This is a genomic window from Devosia sp. XGJD_8, assembly GCF_046614475.1.
Lineage (GTDB): Bacteria > Pseudomonadota > Alphaproteobacteria > Rhizobiales > Devosiaceae > Devosia.
The window spans coordinates 2,273,434-2,289,978 of record NZ_JBKJHF010000001.1 but is presented as its reverse complement, the minus strand read 5'-3'; the positions used below and the strand labels follow the sequence as shown (position 1 = coordinate 2,289,978).

The 16,545-nt window shown below is 63.6% G+C and carries 15 protein-coding genes; 10 read left to right on the top strand and 5 right to left on the bottom strand.

All coding sequences use genetic code 11. From position 1 onward, the window contains the following. Positions 1 to 8: 8 nt before the first annotated feature. From ACLI1C_RS10785 to ACLI1C_RS10765, 5 genes are all read left to right on the top strand, one after another. The gene (locus tag ACLI1C_RS10785; protein WP_411396856.1) at positions 9 to 503 is read left to right on the top strand and encodes a TIGR02444 family protein; all 495 of its coding nucleotides are present in this window, start codon (positions 9 to 11) and stop codon (positions 501 to 503) included. Beyond that, positions 496 to 1,866: a dihydroorotase gene (locus tag ACLI1C_RS10780; RefSeq protein WP_411396855.1), complete on the top strand. Its 1,371-nt coding sequence runs from the start codon at positions 496 to 498 to the stop codon at positions 1,864 to 1,866. The genes ACLI1C_RS10785 and ACLI1C_RS10780 overlap by 8 nt, the downstream gene beginning before the upstream one ends. Beyond that, entirely contained in the window at positions 1,863 to 3,146 is a 1,284-nt protein-coding gene (locus ACLI1C_RS10775) for a Zn-dependent hydrolase (RefSeq protein WP_411396854.1), read from the top strand. Before ACLI1C_RS10780 ends, ACLI1C_RS10775 begins: the two co-directional genes overlap by 4 nt. A 37-nt stretch (positions 3,147 to 3,183) precedes the next feature. After that, the gene (gene hutH / locus ACLI1C_RS10770; RefSeq protein WP_411396853.1) at positions 3,184 to 4,797 is read left to right on the top strand and encodes a histidine ammonia-lyase; all 1,614 of its coding nucleotides are present in this window, start codon (positions 3,184 to 3,186) and stop codon (positions 4,795 to 4,797) included. A gap of 70 nt (positions 4,798 to 4,867) precedes the next feature. Then, positions 4,868 to 6,757, top strand: coding sequence for a LysR substrate-binding domain-containing protein (locus ACLI1C_RS10765; RefSeq protein WP_411396852.1), 1,890 nt, complete (start codon positions 4,868 to 4,870; stop codon positions 6,755 to 6,757). On the opposite strand, the gene ACLI1C_RS10760 is transcribed toward ACLI1C_RS10765, so the two are convergent. Both ACLI1C_RS10760 and ACLI1C_RS10755 read right to left on the bottom strand, forming a co-directional pair. Continuing rightward, a complete protein-coding gene (locus ACLI1C_RS10760; protein WP_411396851.1) occupies positions 6,758 to 7,795 on the bottom strand; it encodes an L-idonate 5-dehydrogenase in 1,038 nt (345 codons plus the stop codon). Beyond that, on the bottom strand, positions 7,795 to 8,745 hold the full coding sequence (locus tag ACLI1C_RS10755; RefSeq protein WP_411396850.1) for a 2-hydroxyacid dehydrogenase: 951 nt from the start codon (positions 8,743 to 8,745) through the stop codon (positions 7,795 to 7,797). Before ACLI1C_RS10755 ends, ACLI1C_RS10760 begins: the two co-directional genes overlap by 1 nt. A gap of 89 nt (positions 8,746 to 8,834) precedes the next feature. Here ACLI1C_RS10755 and ACLI1C_RS10750 point away from each other — a divergent pair, with 89 nt between their 5' ends. From ACLI1C_RS10750 to ACLI1C_RS10730, 5 genes are all read left to right on the top strand, one after another. Then, a complete protein-coding gene (locus tag ACLI1C_RS10750; protein ID WP_411396849.1) occupies positions 8,835 to 9,584 on the top strand; it encodes an SDR family oxidoreductase in 750 nt (249 codons plus the stop codon). Further along, a complete protein-coding gene (locus ACLI1C_RS10745; protein WP_411396848.1) occupies positions 9,584 to 10,075 on the top strand; it encodes a gluconokinase in 492 nt (163 codons plus the stop codon). The genes ACLI1C_RS10750 and ACLI1C_RS10745 overlap by 1 nt, the downstream gene beginning before the upstream one ends. Then, positions 10,072 to 10,959, top strand: a complete 888-nt coding sequence (locus tag ACLI1C_RS10740) for an NAD(P)-dependent oxidoreductase (protein WP_411396847.1) — start codon at positions 10,072 to 10,074, stop codon at positions 10,957 to 10,959. The genes ACLI1C_RS10745 and ACLI1C_RS10740 overlap by 4 nt, the downstream gene beginning before the upstream one ends. Then, positions 10,956 to 11,291 (top strand): hypothetical protein, encoded by a 336-nt coding sequence (locus ACLI1C_RS10735; RefSeq protein ID WP_411396846.1) that lies wholly within the window; start codon positions 10,956 to 10,958, stop codon positions 11,289 to 11,291. Before ACLI1C_RS10740 ends, ACLI1C_RS10735 begins: the two co-directional genes overlap by 4 nt. Before the next feature lie 67 nt (positions 11,292 to 11,358). Next, a complete protein-coding gene (locus tag ACLI1C_RS10730) occupies positions 11,359 to 12,375 on the top strand; it encodes a LacI family DNA-binding transcriptional regulator (RefSeq protein WP_411396845.1) in 1,017 nt (338 codons plus the stop codon). A gap of 47 nt (positions 12,376 to 12,422) precedes the next feature. Here ACLI1C_RS10730 and ACLI1C_RS10725 read toward each other — a convergent pair whose 3' ends face one another. Genes ACLI1C_RS10725 through ACLI1C_RS10715 form a run of 3 tightly spaced genes read right to left on the bottom strand, consistent with a single transcriptional unit; the run spans position 12,423 to position 16,488 of the window. After that, positions 12,423 to 13,319 carry a response regulator gene (locus ACLI1C_RS10725; RefSeq protein WP_411396844.1) on the bottom strand — a complete coding sequence of 299 codons (897 nt, stop codon included), beginning with the start codon at positions 13,317 to 13,319 and terminating at the stop codon, positions 12,423 to 12,425. After that, positions 13,316 to 15,802 (bottom strand): ATP-binding protein, encoded by a 2,487-nt coding sequence (locus tag ACLI1C_RS10720; protein ID WP_411396843.1) that lies wholly within the window; start codon positions 15,800 to 15,802, stop codon positions 13,316 to 13,318. Before ACLI1C_RS10720 ends, ACLI1C_RS10725 begins: the two co-directional genes overlap by 4 nt. Then, positions 15,802 to 16,488: a purine-cytosine permease family protein gene (locus tag ACLI1C_RS10715; RefSeq protein WP_411396842.1), complete on the bottom strand. Its 687-nt coding sequence runs from the start codon at positions 16,486 to 16,488 to the stop codon at positions 15,802 to 15,804. Before ACLI1C_RS10715 ends, ACLI1C_RS10720 begins: the two co-directional genes overlap by 1 nt. Positions 16,489 to 16,545 lie beyond the last annotated feature (57 nt).

Here is a 16,545-nt window from a genome sequence, read left to right as displayed (position 1 = left end):
AAAGAGCCATGACCGAAAACGCATTTCCCGTTCGGGCCTGGCCCGACATCTGTTCGGCCTATCGCGATGGCGACCTGGCGAAGGCGTGCCTTGCCTTGCAGGAGGCTTTCGCAATCGACGTCCCCCTGCTGCTGGTACTGAGCCTTGCCGACAGAGCCGGCTATGGCATTGCTTCAGTATCGGTCGACGATCTCGTTCGCGGCGCTGCCGCCTGGCGCGAGACTGTCATTGTCCCGCTGCGGCAAGCCAGGCAGGGCATGAAGCTAAAGTTCACCGCGCCGGCAGAGGCCGCGTTGCGGGAGGGCATCAAGCGGCTGGAACTCGAAGCCGAGCACCAGCACGTGCTGCGACTGGTCGACGCCTTGCCGCCGCCGATCGCAGAGGTGGGTGCGGCGAGCCATTACCTGAGCGCCAGCGGCCTCACTGCGGATGCGGCGGACGACTTCATCCAGACGTTCAAAGCCGCTTGTGCGGCGCAGATTGCGAGCTCCGACCATGAGTGACTTCGACAGCGTGATCCAGGGTCGTTTCGTTGGCGAAAATGGCATTGTCGATCGTGGTTTCGCGGCCATCCGTGACGGCAAGATTGCCCTGCTCGGGGCCGGGCAGGCGCCCGCTGCGCGGGACAGCCACGATTTCGGCGATGCCATCGTGCTGCCGGGGATTATCGACGGCCAAGTGCATTCGCGCTCGCAAAAGGATCAGGAAGACTTCATCTGGTCCACACGTTCGGCGGCGGCCGGCGGCGTCACCACCATTGTCGACATGCCTTACGATGCAGGACTGCTCATCTCGACCGGCGACATGATCCGGGAAAAGGCGCGCAGCGCAGGGGAACAGGCGCGTGTTGATTTTGCCCTCTATGGCACCATTCGTCCCTCGGAAGGTCCCGCCCATATCGCCGAGATGGCCGAGGCCGGTGCGGCGTCGTTCAAGTTCTCGACCTTCGATACCGACCCCAACCGCTTTCCCCGCATTCCGACGCCACTTCTGCATGCTGCTTTCGCCGAGGTTGCCAAGACGGGCCTGATCGCCGGCGTGCACAACGAAAACGACGAATGCGTGAAAGTGTGGAGCGAGGCCATCAGGGCCAGCGGGCGGACCGATTATCGCACCCATGGCGAAAGCCGCCCGCCGATCGCCGAGACGCTGGCTATTGCCGAGGTTTATGAGATCGCCCAGGACACCGGCGCTTCTGCCCATATCGTTCACTGCTCGGTGGGTCGCGGCTATGAACTAGCCCAGTCGTATCGGGCGCAGGGCGTGGATGCGACTATCGAGGCCTGCATCCATTACCTGGTCTGCAGCGAGGAGGAGGATGTGTCCCGGCTCCTGGGACGCGCAAAATGCAATCCACCGATCCGCTCAAGCGCCGAGCGCGAAAAGCTCTGGAAGCATCTGGCAGCCGGGCACATCACCATTGTTTCCACAGACCACGTTTCGTGGGGCCTGGAGCGCAAGTCGTCGCCGGTGATGCTCGAGAACGCGTCGGGCATGCCTGGTCTTGAAGTCTTGCCCAGCCTGCTGCTCGACGGGCTGGCTGATCGCGGGCTGCCGCTGACCCATGCCGCAAGACTGCTGGCATCAAATCCGGCGCGCCTGTTCCGCATTGCGGACCAGAAGGGGGGCTTCGGCCTCGGTCTCGATGCAGACTTCGCCGTGTTTGGCGAACGCCCGCGCTACTATGACGCCTCTGCGAGTGGGCACAATGTGGTGGGTTGGAGCCCCTATGAAGGGCGCCTGATCCGACATGCACCCCTGGCGACCTTCCTGCGGGGCGAGATGGTGTTTGATGGCACCGATGTGCTGGCGCAGCCCGGGAACGGACGCTTCGTCAAGCCGAACCGCGTGAGTGTCGCGGCATGAACGCCATTGCTTCCAATATGCCGATAAAGGTGGACCGCGATCAGCTGCAGCGGGATTTCGATGCGCTTGCCGCATTGACCGAACCGGGCAAGCCATGGACGCGCCGGTCCTTCACCGACATGTTTCTCAAAGGCCGGGAGTGTCTGGCCAGACGCTTTGCCGAGGAGGGGCTGGCGACGCATATCGATGCCTCGGGTAACCTGATCGGCACGTGGTTTGGCTCCGATGCCGACCTGCCGGTGCTGATGACCGGCTCGCACAGCGACACGGTTCCGAGCGGCGGGCGCTTTGATGGCATTGCCGGCATTTTGTCCGGTCTTGCCGCCATACGGGCCCTGCGCCTTGCCGGCTACCGGCCTATCCATGCGATCGAGCTTGTCGATTTCCTTGCCGAAGAGCCCAGCGAGTGGGGTCTGTCGTGTATCGGCAGCCGCGGCATGGCTGGTGCGCTGACCCCGGAGCATTTCGCCATGCCAGGGCCTGATGGCGAACGTCTCGACGACGCCATTGCCCGCATGGGTGGCGTGCCGGCCCAGGTGGCCGGCACGGTTCGCAAGGATGTGGGCGCCTTTGTGGAAATCCATATCGAGCAGGGGCCTGTGCTCGAGGCCGAGAATATTCCGTTGGCCATTGTGAGCGGCATAGCGGGCATCGCCCGGGTCCGACTGCGGCTGGAGGGCGAGGCGGGTCACGCCGGTACCGTGCCCATGGCGATGCGTGCCGATGCGGGCATGGCCATGGCCCGGCTGCTGCTGGCCCTGCGCGATGCGGCCAGGACGGAATCCGAGAAGGGCAGGGGGCACTTTACCGCCACTATCGGCGTCATGCGCCTCGAGCCCAACGGCGCGAATGTGGTGCCCGGCGCTGCCGAGGCCATCGTCGATATCCGCGCTGAAAACGACGCAGCAATGGACGACTATCTCAGCCTCATCGATGCCCTGGCGGAGGCGGCGGCCTCCGCTGAAGGTTGCCGCGTGGCGGCTACCGAGCGGTTGAGCCGGACATTCGCCGTTGCCTGCGATGGGCGGTTGCAGGCCCGCATCAAGGATGCGGCAGATGCACATGGCCTGGCGACGCTTAGCCTTGCCTCGGGTGCGGGACATGACGCGGCTTTCGTTGCGCGGATAGCGCCCGCCGCCATGATCTTCGTGCCCTCCAGGGGTGGCATCAGCCACGCCCCAGAAGAATGGACTGATACCGAAGCCATTGCCCGCGCTGCCGATGTGCTGGCGCTAACCCTTTCCACCCTCGATCAACGGCCCCTGGCCATCAACGAATAGGCGCCTGCCACCGGCGCCAAGAACAAGGACCTTATACATGAGCAGCATCATCCTCGACGGCGACAGCCTCACGATCGAAAATGTCGTCCGCATCGCCCGCGAAGGCGTCAAGGTCGAACTGGCTCCGGCGGCGCGCGCCGAAATCGTCAAGAAGCGCGCCTATATCGAAGAGAACTGGCTGACCGAGAATGCCCCGGCCACCTATGGCTTCAATACGGGTGTCGGCAAGCTCAAGGACTACAAGATCAATCAGGCCGACAACGAGCAGTTCCAGATGAACATCGTGCTCTCGCACTGCTCGGGCATGGGGGATCCGGCGTCGGAAGAGATCGTGCGCGCCATGATGGCCGTTCGCATCAACGCCTTCTGCGTGGGCGTATCGGGCCTGCGTATCGAGGTTGTCGACCGGCTGATCGCCATGCTGAACAACGGCGTCCACCCGGTGGTGCCGATCCAGGGTTCTGTGGGTGCCTCGGGCGATCTGGCGCCGCTGGCGCATATGGTGTCGGTGCTGATCGGCTACGAGAAGGCGGAAGCCTACTACAAGGGCGAGCGCATGCCGGCCCCCAAGGCGCTGGAGCTGGCGGGGATTTCGCCGACCAAGTTCGACCTCAAGGCCAAGGACTGTCTGGCGCTTATCAACGGCAACAGCCTGTGTGCGGGCATGGGCTCGCTGACGCTGTGGGATGCCGAGCAGTTGATGAAGACCGTCGATGCCATCGGCGCGCTGAGCCTTGAAGCCATCCGCGGCGAGCGGGCAGCCTTTGATGCGCGCATCCACGAGGTGCGCAAGCAGCCCGGCCAGATCGCGATTGCCGAGAATGTACGCCGCATGATCGACGGGTCGCGCCGGACTTCGGAATCGGCACGCGCAGTGCGCCTTGAGGACGATATCCTGCACCCCGTTTTCCACCCGCGCATCCAGGATCAATACTCCTTCCGCTGCCTGCCGCAGGTGCATGGCAGCTGCCGGGACCAGCTCGATCACGCCAAGGCGCTGATGACGCGCGAGCTCAATGCCGCGACCGACAATCCGCTGGTGTTCTGGAACGAGGCCGGCGCGCTCGAATTCCTTTCGGGCGGCAATTTTCACTGCGAGCCGATCGCTTTCGCCATGGATATCCTGGCGATCGCGCTGATCGAAATCGGCAATATCTCGGAGCGTCGTCTGTTTGCGCTGTGCGACACCACGCTCAACTACGGTCTGCCGCCCAACCTGGCCGGCCGTCCGATCGGCCTCAACTATGGCTATGGCATCCTGTCGACCGCTGCGGCAGCCGTTGCTTCGGAAAACAAGACCCTCGCCTTTCCGTCAGTGGCGGACACCATTCCCACCAAGTCCAGCCAGGAAGACCATGTCTCAATGGCAGCTTGGTCGTGCCGCAAGGCGCAGCAGGTCTTGAGCAATATGCCCAAGATCGTGGCAGTCGAATGCCTGCTGGCCACCAAGGCCATCTTCCTCACCCGTGATGCGCTCGGCCAGTTTGCACTCGGCAAGGGCACGCAGGCGCTTTACGACGCCGTTGCCAATGTCGTGCCGCTGCAGGAGCAGGACGGCTACATGCAGGACCAGATCGTGCCCATGATCAAGCTGCTCAATGACGGCAAGGTCCTGGCCGCCGCTGAGGGCGCCGTTGGCGCGCTGAACTAGACCATCGAGCCCGCGGTGCATTCGTACCGCGGGCCATCTCTCCCACCCCTTCCAAGGCTTGAGCACGAACATGGCCGGGCCTATGCTGCCGCTTATGGACAAGGTCGGCCTCGAACTATCGCTCCTTTCGAAGTTCGCGCTGGCCTGTCAGTCTCCCCGCCTGTCTGACGCGGCCGAGCTGCTCGGGCAGACGCCAGCAGCGCTGAGCATCGCGCTGCACGGCCTGGAGGGCAAGCTCGGGCTCAAACTGTTCACCCGCCGCGCTGGTGGGCTCGATCTGTTGCCGTCGGCCTTCTGGCTGTTTCGGGTGGGGTCGAACCTGCTTTACCTCGAACAACATGCGCGCCAGGCACGGCCGGCGAGCGGTGCAAGGCCTGTCCGGCTTTCGGTAGCGCTCGACCTGAATTTTGCAATCGGCCGCGTGTCCAAGGCGCTGTTGCGAACCTGCCAGGACCTCATCGAGCCCTTCCCCGAACTGGTCATAGATTGGCACTTTTCGGGGTTGGATGACGATGACGCCGGCGATCTGAAAGGGTTCGCGGCGCCCGAGACGCTGCCGGACGAGCATGGGCATGTGTCGATCTTCTATGGAGATGGACCACCTAGGCCCGGCGCAATTGCCCTTTATGAGGATCCATGGATCGTCGTGGGCAGTCGCGGCAGTCCGCTGCGTGAAACCTATGGGCGCGATCAGCTGTCCCTGTTACGCATGCGGCGGGAAATCACCAGCGCCATCACGGTCTTTGCCGAAGACAATGGCTTTGCCGGGCGCCTGCAATATCGTGATGAGGAGCCTGCCCAGCTTGCCGGGATCCTGCAGGAATTCCCTCACCTCCGGCTGTTGATGCCGGCCAATCTGTTGCCGCGGCGGCTTGGCCTGACCCGGCACGAGGAATTGCCGTTCGAGCCACGCTTCACCTCGACGATGTATGGCGAGGCGAGCGCAGCGGCCGAGCGCTATTCAACGGCGTTTCTGATGCGTTTGCGTGAGAACCTGGCAGACGGGCAAAATGTGGTGTTCTCGCCGCGCCTGACTACGCGGCAGATCCATTATTTCAACCTCGTTGCCCATACGGGAAGCATTTCCGCCGCTGCCCGCGTGGCCAATACGGCGCAGTCGGCGGTGTCCAAGCATATCAGTCAGATGGACGCAATCATGGGCGCAGCCGTGCTGCGCCGCACCGAAGAGGGGGCAACGCTTTCGGCTTTGGGCGAGATGCTGCGGCCGTTCGCTGCCAATATCGAGGACCGCCAAGACTGGATCATTCGCAAGGCGCATGACATCGCGGCGCATTCGGAGGCCCGGGTCACCATTGGGACACTGCCAAGTTCCGGGCATGACAGCGCGTTGACCGAAAAGATCGCGCATGTCGTGACCCGCATTCACCGCAGACATCCTGACTGGCAGTTGCAGGTGGTGGAGAATTCCAATGCGGTGCTGCATGAGCGCGTGCGGTCGGGCGAGCTGAACCTGGCCGTCGTCGGCATGGTCAATACGCAGGTGGCGAGGATCCGGCTGGGACCCACTGAACCGCTGTCGGTCATCGGCAATCCGGCCATCAATTTTGGCGGTCGCAAAGTGCTTGGGCTGGCTGATGTGGTTTCGCTGCCGTTGGTGCTCGGCCGCCATCACCTCAGCATCCACCAGAATTTTGCCGAAGCAGCGCGGGAACGGTCGCTGAGATTGCAGCCGGTGGTCGAGGTCGGATCGCTGGCTCTGGCCATTGCCATGGTGCGACAGGCGCCGCTCTGCACGATTCTGCCGGCTTCGTCGGTGCGACAGGATATCGAGGCCGGTAACCTGCTGGCCGTGCCGATCCGGCAGGACGAATTGTCCGGGGCGCTTTCGCTGATCTTTTCGGCCGAGCGGGAATTGTCGGAGGCCGAACGCATTATCGTCCAGGAATTTGTGCGCGTGTTCCGCCCCGGGCCGCAGACCGAGGCGGCTGTCGCCAGCTGATCAGCCAGCCGAGAAGACGATCTGGGCTTTCATGGCCTGCGAGCGGTCGGACGCCAGCTTGAACGCCTCTTCGGCTGAGGCGAGCGGCACGGAATGGGTGATCAAGGGTTTGACGTTGATCAATCCCTTGCGCATCAGTTCGACCCCGAGGACGAATTCCTCGTGAAAGCGGAACGAGCCCCGCAGGTCGAGCTCCTTGGTGGTGATGGCCTGCATGGGCAGGTTCATGTCACCACCCATCCCCAACTGCAGGATGACGCCGCGCGGCCGCAGGGCGCCAATGCCGGAGGCAAGGGCAGGGGCCGCGCCCGAGCACTCATAGAGCACATCGAAATAGCCCTTGTCGGCGCCATAGGCGACAAGGCCCTCTGGTTCGCGACCCGTATTGATGACCCGATCCGCGCCGGCCGACCTGGCGATTGCGAGCGTGAAATCGGAGAGGTCAGTCGCCGCGATTTCGGCTGCGCCGGCGCGGCGCGCCGCCAGGATGGACAGGACACCAATGGGGCCACAACCCGTCACCAGCACACGCTTGCCAAACATCTGCCCGGCGCGCCTCGTGGCGTGGAGCGTGACGGCCAATGGTTCGGCCATGGCAGCTTCGCCCGCCGTCAATCCATCGGCTGATACGCATTGGGTTTCGAGCGCTACCAGCTGCTCACGAAACGCCCCCTGAATATGAGGGAACGGCATGGCCGAGCCATAGAACCGCATGTTGAGGCACTGGTTCTGCATGCCCTCCTGGCAGTAGCGACAGTGCCCGCAGGGGCGCGAGGGCGACACGGCAACGAGCTGACCTGGCTTGAACGTGGTAACGCCTTCGCCGATCTCGTCCACATAGGCGGAAACCTCGTGGCCAAGGATCATTGGCTCGCGTAGCCGCACCGTTCCGAAGCCGCCGTTGTGGTAGTAGTGCAGGTCAGAGCCGCAGACGCCGCCGGTTGCCAGTCGCAGCGAGACCTCGCCTGGGCCGGGCTTTTCGCCCGGACGGTCCTCGAGGCGCAGGTCCTTGGCGGCATGGATGACAATGGCTTTCATCAGAGCACCGGGGTCAGCAGGTCGCGGCCTGCGAAATGGGCGGAGAGGTTGTCGCGCATCAACTGGCCCATGGCCTTGCGCGTCTCTATCGTGCCCGAGGCATGGTGCGGCTGCAACAGCACATTGTCGAGCGCGAGGAACCGCGGATTGAGATGGGGTTCGCCCTCGAAAACGTCGAGTGCGGCGGACCCCAGCGTCCTGTTTTCCAAGGCAGCCAGCAGAGCGTCTTCGTCGATATTGGATGCGCGCGAAATATTGATCAGCATGCCCTCGCGGCCGAGGGCCTCTATCACCTTTTCGCCGACGATGTGGCGTGTTGCCGTTGATGCTGCCAAGGTCACGAAAAGGAAATCGACCTGGCTGGCGAGGGCGACCGGGTCGGCCACGAAAGCCCACTTCCCCGGCGCAAAATCCTTGGCGGAAGTGTCGCTGTAGGAGATTTCGAGATCGAAACCGGCCAGTCGCCTGGCCACTTCATAGCCGATGCGACCGAGGCCAAGTACGCCGGCCCTCTTGCCCCAGACGCGGCGCTTGAGCGGATAGAGGCCCTTGGTGGCCCAAGACCCGTCGCGGACCCAGCTTTCGGCCCCGATCATGCCGCGAGACAAGGTGAGCATCATGGCCACGCCGAGGTCCGCCACGTCCTTGGTCAGCACATCGGGCGTGTTGGTGACGCGAATGCCGCGTGCCCGGCAGGCGTCGAGGTTTACCGCATCATAGCCCACGCCATAGACGCAGATCACTTCCAGGCCGGGGCAGGCGGCGATCAGCTCGGCCGATGCGCCCAGTTCGCCGCGCGTGGCGATCCCCCGAACCGCGCCGCCGATCCCGGCGAGCAGCGCCGACTTGTCCGCCGCTAAATCATAGCGGTGCACGGTGAACCGCGCTTCGAGCGGCACCTGGTCCCATTCCGGATAGGGGCCCATCTGCAGAATTTGTGGCTTGGTCATAGATCGGCTTTTCGCTTGACAAAAATTGTTATCGATAACAAACAGAAGATGTCGCGTCTGTCGAGCCTGTTTTTGACGAGGAGCCCACCATGCAGATTTTCGATCTGACCGGTCGCCGAGCGCTGATCACCGGTTCTTCACAGGGCATCGGCATGGCCCTGGCCAAGGGGCTGGTGGCGGCCGGTGCTTCCGTGGTGCTCAATGGGCGAGACCCCGGAAAGCTTGCCGCCGCGGCCGCTCAGATTCCGGGCGCGTTGGCTCTGCCCTTCGACGTGACTGATCATGCGGCGGTCCGCTCCGCCGTTGACGGCTTCGAGGCGGAACATGGCGCCATCGACATTCTCGTCAACAATGCCGGCATGCAGTTTCGTGCACCGCTCGAGGACTTTCCGGCCGATGCATTCATGCTGCTGTTGCAGACCAATGTTGCCAGCGTCTTCAATGTGGGCCAAGCCTGTGCCCGCCACATGATTGCTCGTGGTGCCGGCAAGATCATCAATATTGCCAGCGTGCAAACTGCGCTCGCCCGGCCCTCGATCGCTCCCTATACGGCCACCAAGGGGGCGGTTGGCAATCTGACGAAGGGGATGTGCACCGACTGGGCCAAGTATGGCCTGCAGTGCAACGCCATTGCGCCGGGCTATTTTGATACACCGCTCAATGCAGCCCTGGTCGCCGACGACGCTTTTTCGGCCTGGCTCGAAAAGCGTACCCCGGCCGGTCGCTGGGGGCGTGTCGAGGAACTGGTGGGTGCCTGCATTTTCCTGGCTTCCAGCGCCTCCAGCTTCGTCAATGGCCATACGCTCTATGTCGATGGCGGCGTGACGGCGTCGCTGTGATGCGCATTGTCGTGATGGGTGTTTCCGGCTGTGGCAAGTCCAGCCTGGGTGCCGCCCTGGCCGACAGGCTGGGCCTGCCATTTCACGAAGGCGACATCCTGCATCCACCAGCCAATGTCGAAAAGATGCGCAGCGGCACGCCCCTGTCGGATGACGACCGCTGGCCCTGGCTCGACCAGGTCGCCAACGTGTTGCGGGACGAAGGCGCGGCCGTAGTCAGCTGCTCTGCCCTGCGACGCCGCTATCGCGACGATATTCGCTCGCGTGCCGGTGGGCTGGTACAGTTCATTCATCTGGCCGGTAGTCGTACCCTCCTGGCATCGCGCATGGCGGCGCGGCCGGGTCACTACATGCCGGTTTCGCTGCTGGACAGCCAGTTGGCAACACTCGAGCCGCCCGGGCCCGACGAAGCGTTGACCATCGATATCGCCGGCTCGCCCGCCGCCATGCTCGATGAGGCGCTCGACTACCTGAAAGGAACACGATCATGACAGCCCATATCGGTTTGCTCGGAGCCGGCGCCATGGGCGGCGCCATCGGCGCACGCCTTGCCGCCACAGGCACGGCGCTCAAGGTGTTCGATCTCGATCCCGCCAAGGTGGCGGCTCTGGTGGAGAAAGGTGCCGTTGCGACCGGGAGCGCAGCAGATCTTGCCCGTGGCGCCCGTGCTGTGATCCTCAGCCTCAATGCGCCTCATATCGTGCGCGCAGCAGTCTTTGGTCCAGGAGGAGTCGCAGAGGGCGCCGAGGCGGGTCTCCTCATCATCGACATGAGCTCCATCGATCCCGGTGCAACGCACGAGCTTGCCGCCGAAGCGCAGCAGCGCGGCATGCGCTGGGTCGACAGTCCGCTTTCGGGCGGTGCGCCAAAGGCCGAAACCGGCCAGTTGACGCTGATGCAGGGCGGCGCCGAGGCCGACGTGCTCGAAGCACAGGAGGTGCTGTCCCAAGTCGCCTCCAACCAGACCCATATGGGCGGCGTCGGAACTGGCCAGACGACCAAGATCATCAACCAGGTGCTGTGCGGCCTTGGCTTCATGGCCGTGGCCGAGGCGACGGCACTCGCCGAAAAGGCCGGCGTCAATGTCGCCCGCATTCCCGCCGCGCTCAAGGGCGGCCGTGCCGACAGCGCGCTGCTGCAGGAATACATGCCGCGCTTTGCCGCGCGCGATTATCGCCGCACCGGCCGCATCGACAATATGGTCAAGGATCTCGACGGCGCCCGTGACCTGGCTCGCCAGACCCAGACCACCATGCCGCTCACCGCGCTTGCCGCGGAAATCCATCGCCTGCTGACGGCGGCGGGACTGGGCGGTGAAGATCAGGCTGCGCTGATGGAGTTCTTCAGCGGCCCAAGCAAGGAGAAGTTCCAGTGATTACCCGCTATGCCCTGTTCGAAGGCAAGATTCTTGAAGGCCAGGAAGCAGCCTTTCGCGCCGCCGTCACTGCGGAAATCCTGCCGCTGTGGAAGCAGTTTCCCGGCGCCCTTGCTGTCCGCGTCAGCTACGCAGTAAAGCGCGATGACGGCGCGCCGGAATTTCCGATGATCCTGGCCGTATCGTATCCTGACGTGGCTGCGGTCGACGCCGCGCTCGAAAGCGATGTGCGCCCAAGGGCGCGTGCGGCGACGGAAGCCGTACTTGGGCGCTTCTTTACCGGCCGCATCCATCACCACGTTATGAGCGCGGACGACTATGAAGAGCTGTGATTTTGGCCTTGAACGTGGGCAGCGCAACTGATCATTTGGCCGCGCTGTCACAGCCAGGGATCGCTTGATGCCGCCACGCAAACCGCCAACCATGCAGGACATTGCGCGCAAGGTTGGCGTGTCGCCCATGACGGTGAGCCGCGCCCTGCGTGACGGTACGTCCGTCAATGCACAGACGCGCGAGGCCATTCGACAGGCCGTGGACCAGTTGGGCTATGTGTTCGACTCCACTGCCGCGAACCTGCGCAACCAGCGCACAGGCTTTGTCGCGGTGACGATCCCCTCGATCAACAACGCCAATTTTGCGGCCACCGTTCGCGGCCTGTCCGAAGGGCTGCGCGAGCACGGTCTGCAGCCGCTGCTGGGCTATACCGACTACGATATCGAGCAAGAGGAAGTGCTGGTCGAGCAGTTGCTGCGTCGCCGGCCGGAGGCCATCGTGGTTACCGGTGGGCAACATACGCCGCGTTGCCGGCGCTTGCTGCAGGGTGCGGGTATTCCGGTGGTGGAAACCTGGGACCTGCCGGAAGACCCGATCGATCACGTCGTGGGTTTTTCGAATGCGGATGCCGCCCGCATGCTGGTGGACCATCTTGCCGCCACGGGGCGAACGCGCATTGCCTTTATCGGCGGTGATACCGACCGGGATTCGCGCGGCACCGATCGTCGCGAAGGCTTCATTGCCGCCATGAAGCGACATGGGCTCGAAGCGGATAGGCTCATTGGCGCTGGCATGCCGCCGCTTTCGATGCGCGAAGGCGCGATGGCGATGCGGATTTTGCTGCAGCAGGCGCCCGATACCGAGGCCATTATTTGCGTATCCGACCTCGTGGCCTTCGGCGCCCTTACGGAGTGTCAGCGAGCCGGTATCGATGTGCCAGGTCAGATGGCCATTGCCGGCTTCGGCAATTACGAAATCTCCGCGATCTGCGTGCCCTCCCTGACGACCGTCGATCCCTTTTCGGAGGAAATTGGGACCAGAACGGCAGCAACCGTCATCGCGGCCATTGCGGGAGAAGTGGGGTCTCCTGTGATCTCCAGGATCGAACCGCAGGTGTGCGTGCGCGAGTCCAGCGAGGGTTGATCTGGTTCATCCGTGGACTCTTGCCGTGAGGCGCAACCCGCGTTGGGTCATTCCCAAAGTGCCCGCACCGACATGGTTGCCGCGGCCGTCCGGTTTTCTATGCCGAGTTTTTCGAAGATCTGTTCAAGATGCTTGTTCACGGTGCGGGGGGAAAGCTGGAGGATCTCGGCGATTTCCTTGTTGGATTTGCCATGCGTCAGCCAGAGCAGCACTTCGGCTTCCCGCAGGCTGATGTTGAAGGCCTGGGCCAGCCGCTCTTCCTGCGTGCCCGCTTCGCGATCGATCAGGCGGATCAGGGTCACGCCATCAGCGCGCCGTTCCATGGTGCGCAGCTCCACCTCGCGCTCGAAGCGCTTGTAGATGTAGGGGGGAGAGTCCTGCGCGCCTCCCAGCCAGACCTTGACCTCCCAGGGCAGGGCCGAACCCTCCTCGGCTCGCAGCCCGATGCGCACCAGCAGGTCCTGGGCCTGTGGCGTGGCCCAGAGAACGTTACCCGCCGCGTTGACCGCAACGATGCGCCTGCCGATGGAATCGAGGGCTTCGCGGGCCGAGCGGGTCTTGCGGGCATTGGTCAGGTGCACGCGCATGCGGGCGAAGAGTTCGCTCAGCACGATGGGCTTGGCGATGAAATCGACCCCGCCGCAGGCCAGGGCCCGGACCACGTGCTCGCTGTCGTTCCGGCCCGTCATGAACATGACCGGCAGGTCCGACAGGCCCATCTCGGTCTTGAGCACCTGGCACACCTCGAAGCCATCCATGTCCGGCATCATTGCGTCGAGCAGGACGATGTCGGGCTGATGTTGCGAGATGATGGAGAGGGCCGCCCGCCCATCGGCAGCGGGCGTGGTCGACATGCCCTCCGCCCCCAGGGCATCGGTCAGCATGTCCAGGGTATCGCGCTGATCATCCACGATAAGCACATTCGGCGCTGCGGCTGCGATCATGGCGACGATATCTCCTTCGCAACGCGGGTGGGGCGCTCGTCTTCGTCCTCGATCCACTGCAGGCCAAGCACCGAGCCGATCTGCTGGACGAGGTCGTCGATGTTGAACGGCTTGATCAGAAACGCGTCGTGCAGCGCCTGGTAGTCGGAGCGCAGCCGCTCGGTGCCGGCATCGGCCGAGATCATGATGATGGGGAGCCGGTCGGTGATGTCGCCCCGCACCTTGCGCGCGACCTGCCAGCCATTGCGCCGCGGCATGGCGATGTCGAGGATCAGCAGGTCGGGCCGCTGTACGCGCACCGAGCGCAGGCATTCCATGCCGTCTGCCACAGCCACGACATCGAAGCCGAGCCCGCCCAGCAGATCCGACAGCAGTTCACGCTGGGCCGGATCGTCATCGGCGACCAGGATCATCTGCCGTCGGCCGTAATAGCCGGTGATGCGCGAGGTCTCGTGCTTGGGCTGGTCGGGCAGCCAGGTCGAGGAGAGCAGCAAACGCACGGTGAAGCGCGTGCCTTCACCCGGGGTGCTCTGCACGGTCAGCTCGCCCCCCATGATCTCGACCAGCAGCTTGGTGATGGTCAAGCCCAGGCCCGTCCCCGGTTGCGGCTCGACGCCGGGCGGACGCGCGCCGCGCTGGAAGGGCAGGAAGATGCGCTCCAGATCGTCGGGGGCGATGCCGGTGCCGGTGTCGATGATTTCGAAGGTCGCGATCTGGCTGCGATAGGTCAGCCGCAGGGTGACCGTGCCGGCCTCGGTGAACTTGATGGCGTTGGAGATGAGGTTGATGAGAATTTGGCGCAGGCGCTTTTCGTCGGTGAAGACGTATTCGGGAACGGGGCTCGCCTGGTCAAACTCGAAGGCGATGCCCTTCTCGCGCGCCTGCAGCGAGAACATTTCCACCATCTGCGCCACATTGGCCGGCAGAGCGGTCTTGTCCCGATAGAGATGCAGCTTTCCCGCTTCGATCTTGGAAATGTCGAGCAACCCTTCGATCAGCCCGGACAGGTGTTCGCCAGACCGCAGGATGGTGCGGGCGGCGCGGCCAACCACCGGGTTTTCGTCGCGCTGACGCTCCAGCAACTGGGCATAGCCTAGGATGGAATTGAGCGGCGAGCGCAGTTCGTGGCTGAGCCCCGTCACATAGCGCGACTTGGCGAGATTGGCTGATTCCGCGGCTTCCTTGGCCAGTTGCAGCTTGCGGTCGGTTTCCCCATGCGCCTCGATCTCCTCGAGCAGGAGCGTGGTGTGGCGGTGCGCCTCGTCTTCGGCAAAGACGCGGCTTTCCTGATTGAGGACGAAGAGCCAGACGACGATCCCGGCGATGATCAGGAATACGACGAAGAGCTTGCCCAGCATGGCGCCCAGCGCTTCTCTATTCAGGTGGCCATCCAGCGTCGCCTGGTAGTTGAAGACAAACAGGATGGCGGCCATCAGCCCGCCGACCACCAGCATCAGGCCCAGATAATGGCCAAGCCTGGTGTCGAGCGCATCCGCGACGACGCGGGGGAAGACCCGCCGGGCGAAGCCGGACAGCTGCTGGGACACGCGTGCATTGTCCTTGCAACGATCCCCGCAGCGCGCATCGAGCGAGCAGCAGAGCGAACAGATCGGCCCGCCATAGACCGGGCAGCCCGCCATGTCCTCGGGCTCGAAACTGTGTTCACAGACCGAGCAGCGGATGGTTTCCGCGCCATCCTGGAGCAGCGTCGACGTCCGCGCGATATAGTAGCGGCCCCTTGTGGCGATGGCGATCAGCGGCACGCAGACGAAGGCGGTGACCAGCGCAACATAGGAATAGAGGGCCTCGGCAATGGGGCCGAAGAGCCCGAGATAGGACAGGAGCGACAGCGACGCGGCGATCAGCATCGAGCCGAAGCCGACCGGGTTGATGTCATAGAGGTGGGCCCGCTTGAACTCGATATGGCGCGGCGAAAGGCCGAACGGCTTGCAGATGGTGAGGTCGGCGACGATGGCGGCCAGCCAGGCAATGGCAAGGATGGAATAGAGCCCGAGGATCTGCTCGAGGGCCTTGTAGATGCCGAACTCCATCAGGATCAGGCCGATCAGCACGTTGAAAACCACCCAGACGACGCGCCCAGGATGGCTGTGGGTCAGCCGCGAGAAGAAGTTCGACCAGGCGATCGAGCCGGCATAGGTGTTGGTGACGTTGATCTTGAGCTGGCAAACAATGACAAAGATGCCGGTCACGGCCAGCGCGAGTTCAGGGCTCGCCAGCATCTGGCCAAACACCACCAGGTACATCTGCGTGGGTTCGGACGCGCTGGCAAAGGGGACGCCGTGGCGGAAGGCGTAGTAGGCCAGGAAGGATCCGGCCATGACCTTGAGCCCGCCGATGATGATCCAGCCCGGCCCGGCGCCGATCAATGCTGCCCACCAGGCCAGCCTGTTCTTGTGCGCGGCCCGCGGCAGGAAGCGCAAGTAATCCACCTGTTCGCCGATCTGGGCAACGAGCGAGAACATCACCGCTGAAGCGGCGCCAAACAGGGCGAGATCGAGCTGCCATCCACCGGTCCCATCAGGCCGGTATAGCCCGACCAGTCCCGAACTGCGGGCAGGCTTTGCGCGCCTATGAAGACGAAGGGCACGAGCTGCAGCACGATCCAGAATGGCTGTGTCCACGTCTGGAAGCGATTGATGAGGGTTATGCCGTAAGTGACCAGCGGAATGACCACAAGAGCGCTCACGAGGTAGCCGATCGACATCGGCAGGCCGAAGCAGAGTTCGAGCGCCGTCGCCATGATGGCGGCCTCGATGGCGAAAAAGATGAAGGTGAAGCTGGCATAGACCAGTGAGGTGATGGTCGAGCCCAGATAACCAAAGCCGGCGCCGCGGCTCAACAGGTCGATGTCGACGCCATATTTTGCGGCGTTGTAGACGATCGGAATGCCCATGCAGAAGATGATGATGCTGGTGGACAGCACGGCCCATGCGGTGACGGAGAAGCCATAGCTGAGGGTCAGGGCGCCGCCGATGGCTTCGAGTGCCAGAAATGATGCGGCGCCGATGGCGGTATTGGCAATGCGGGCAGGGGACCAGCGGCGCACTTTCTGCGCGGTGAAGCGGAGGGCAAAGTCTTCGAGAGTCTGGTTGGCGACCCATTTGTTGTAGGTGCGGCGGACCCGGGTCACCTTCGATTGTGCGGTCATTGACACTCCCAGTGCGTCAGGCATCGCCGTCAGTATCGTTACCTACCCCAATCTATG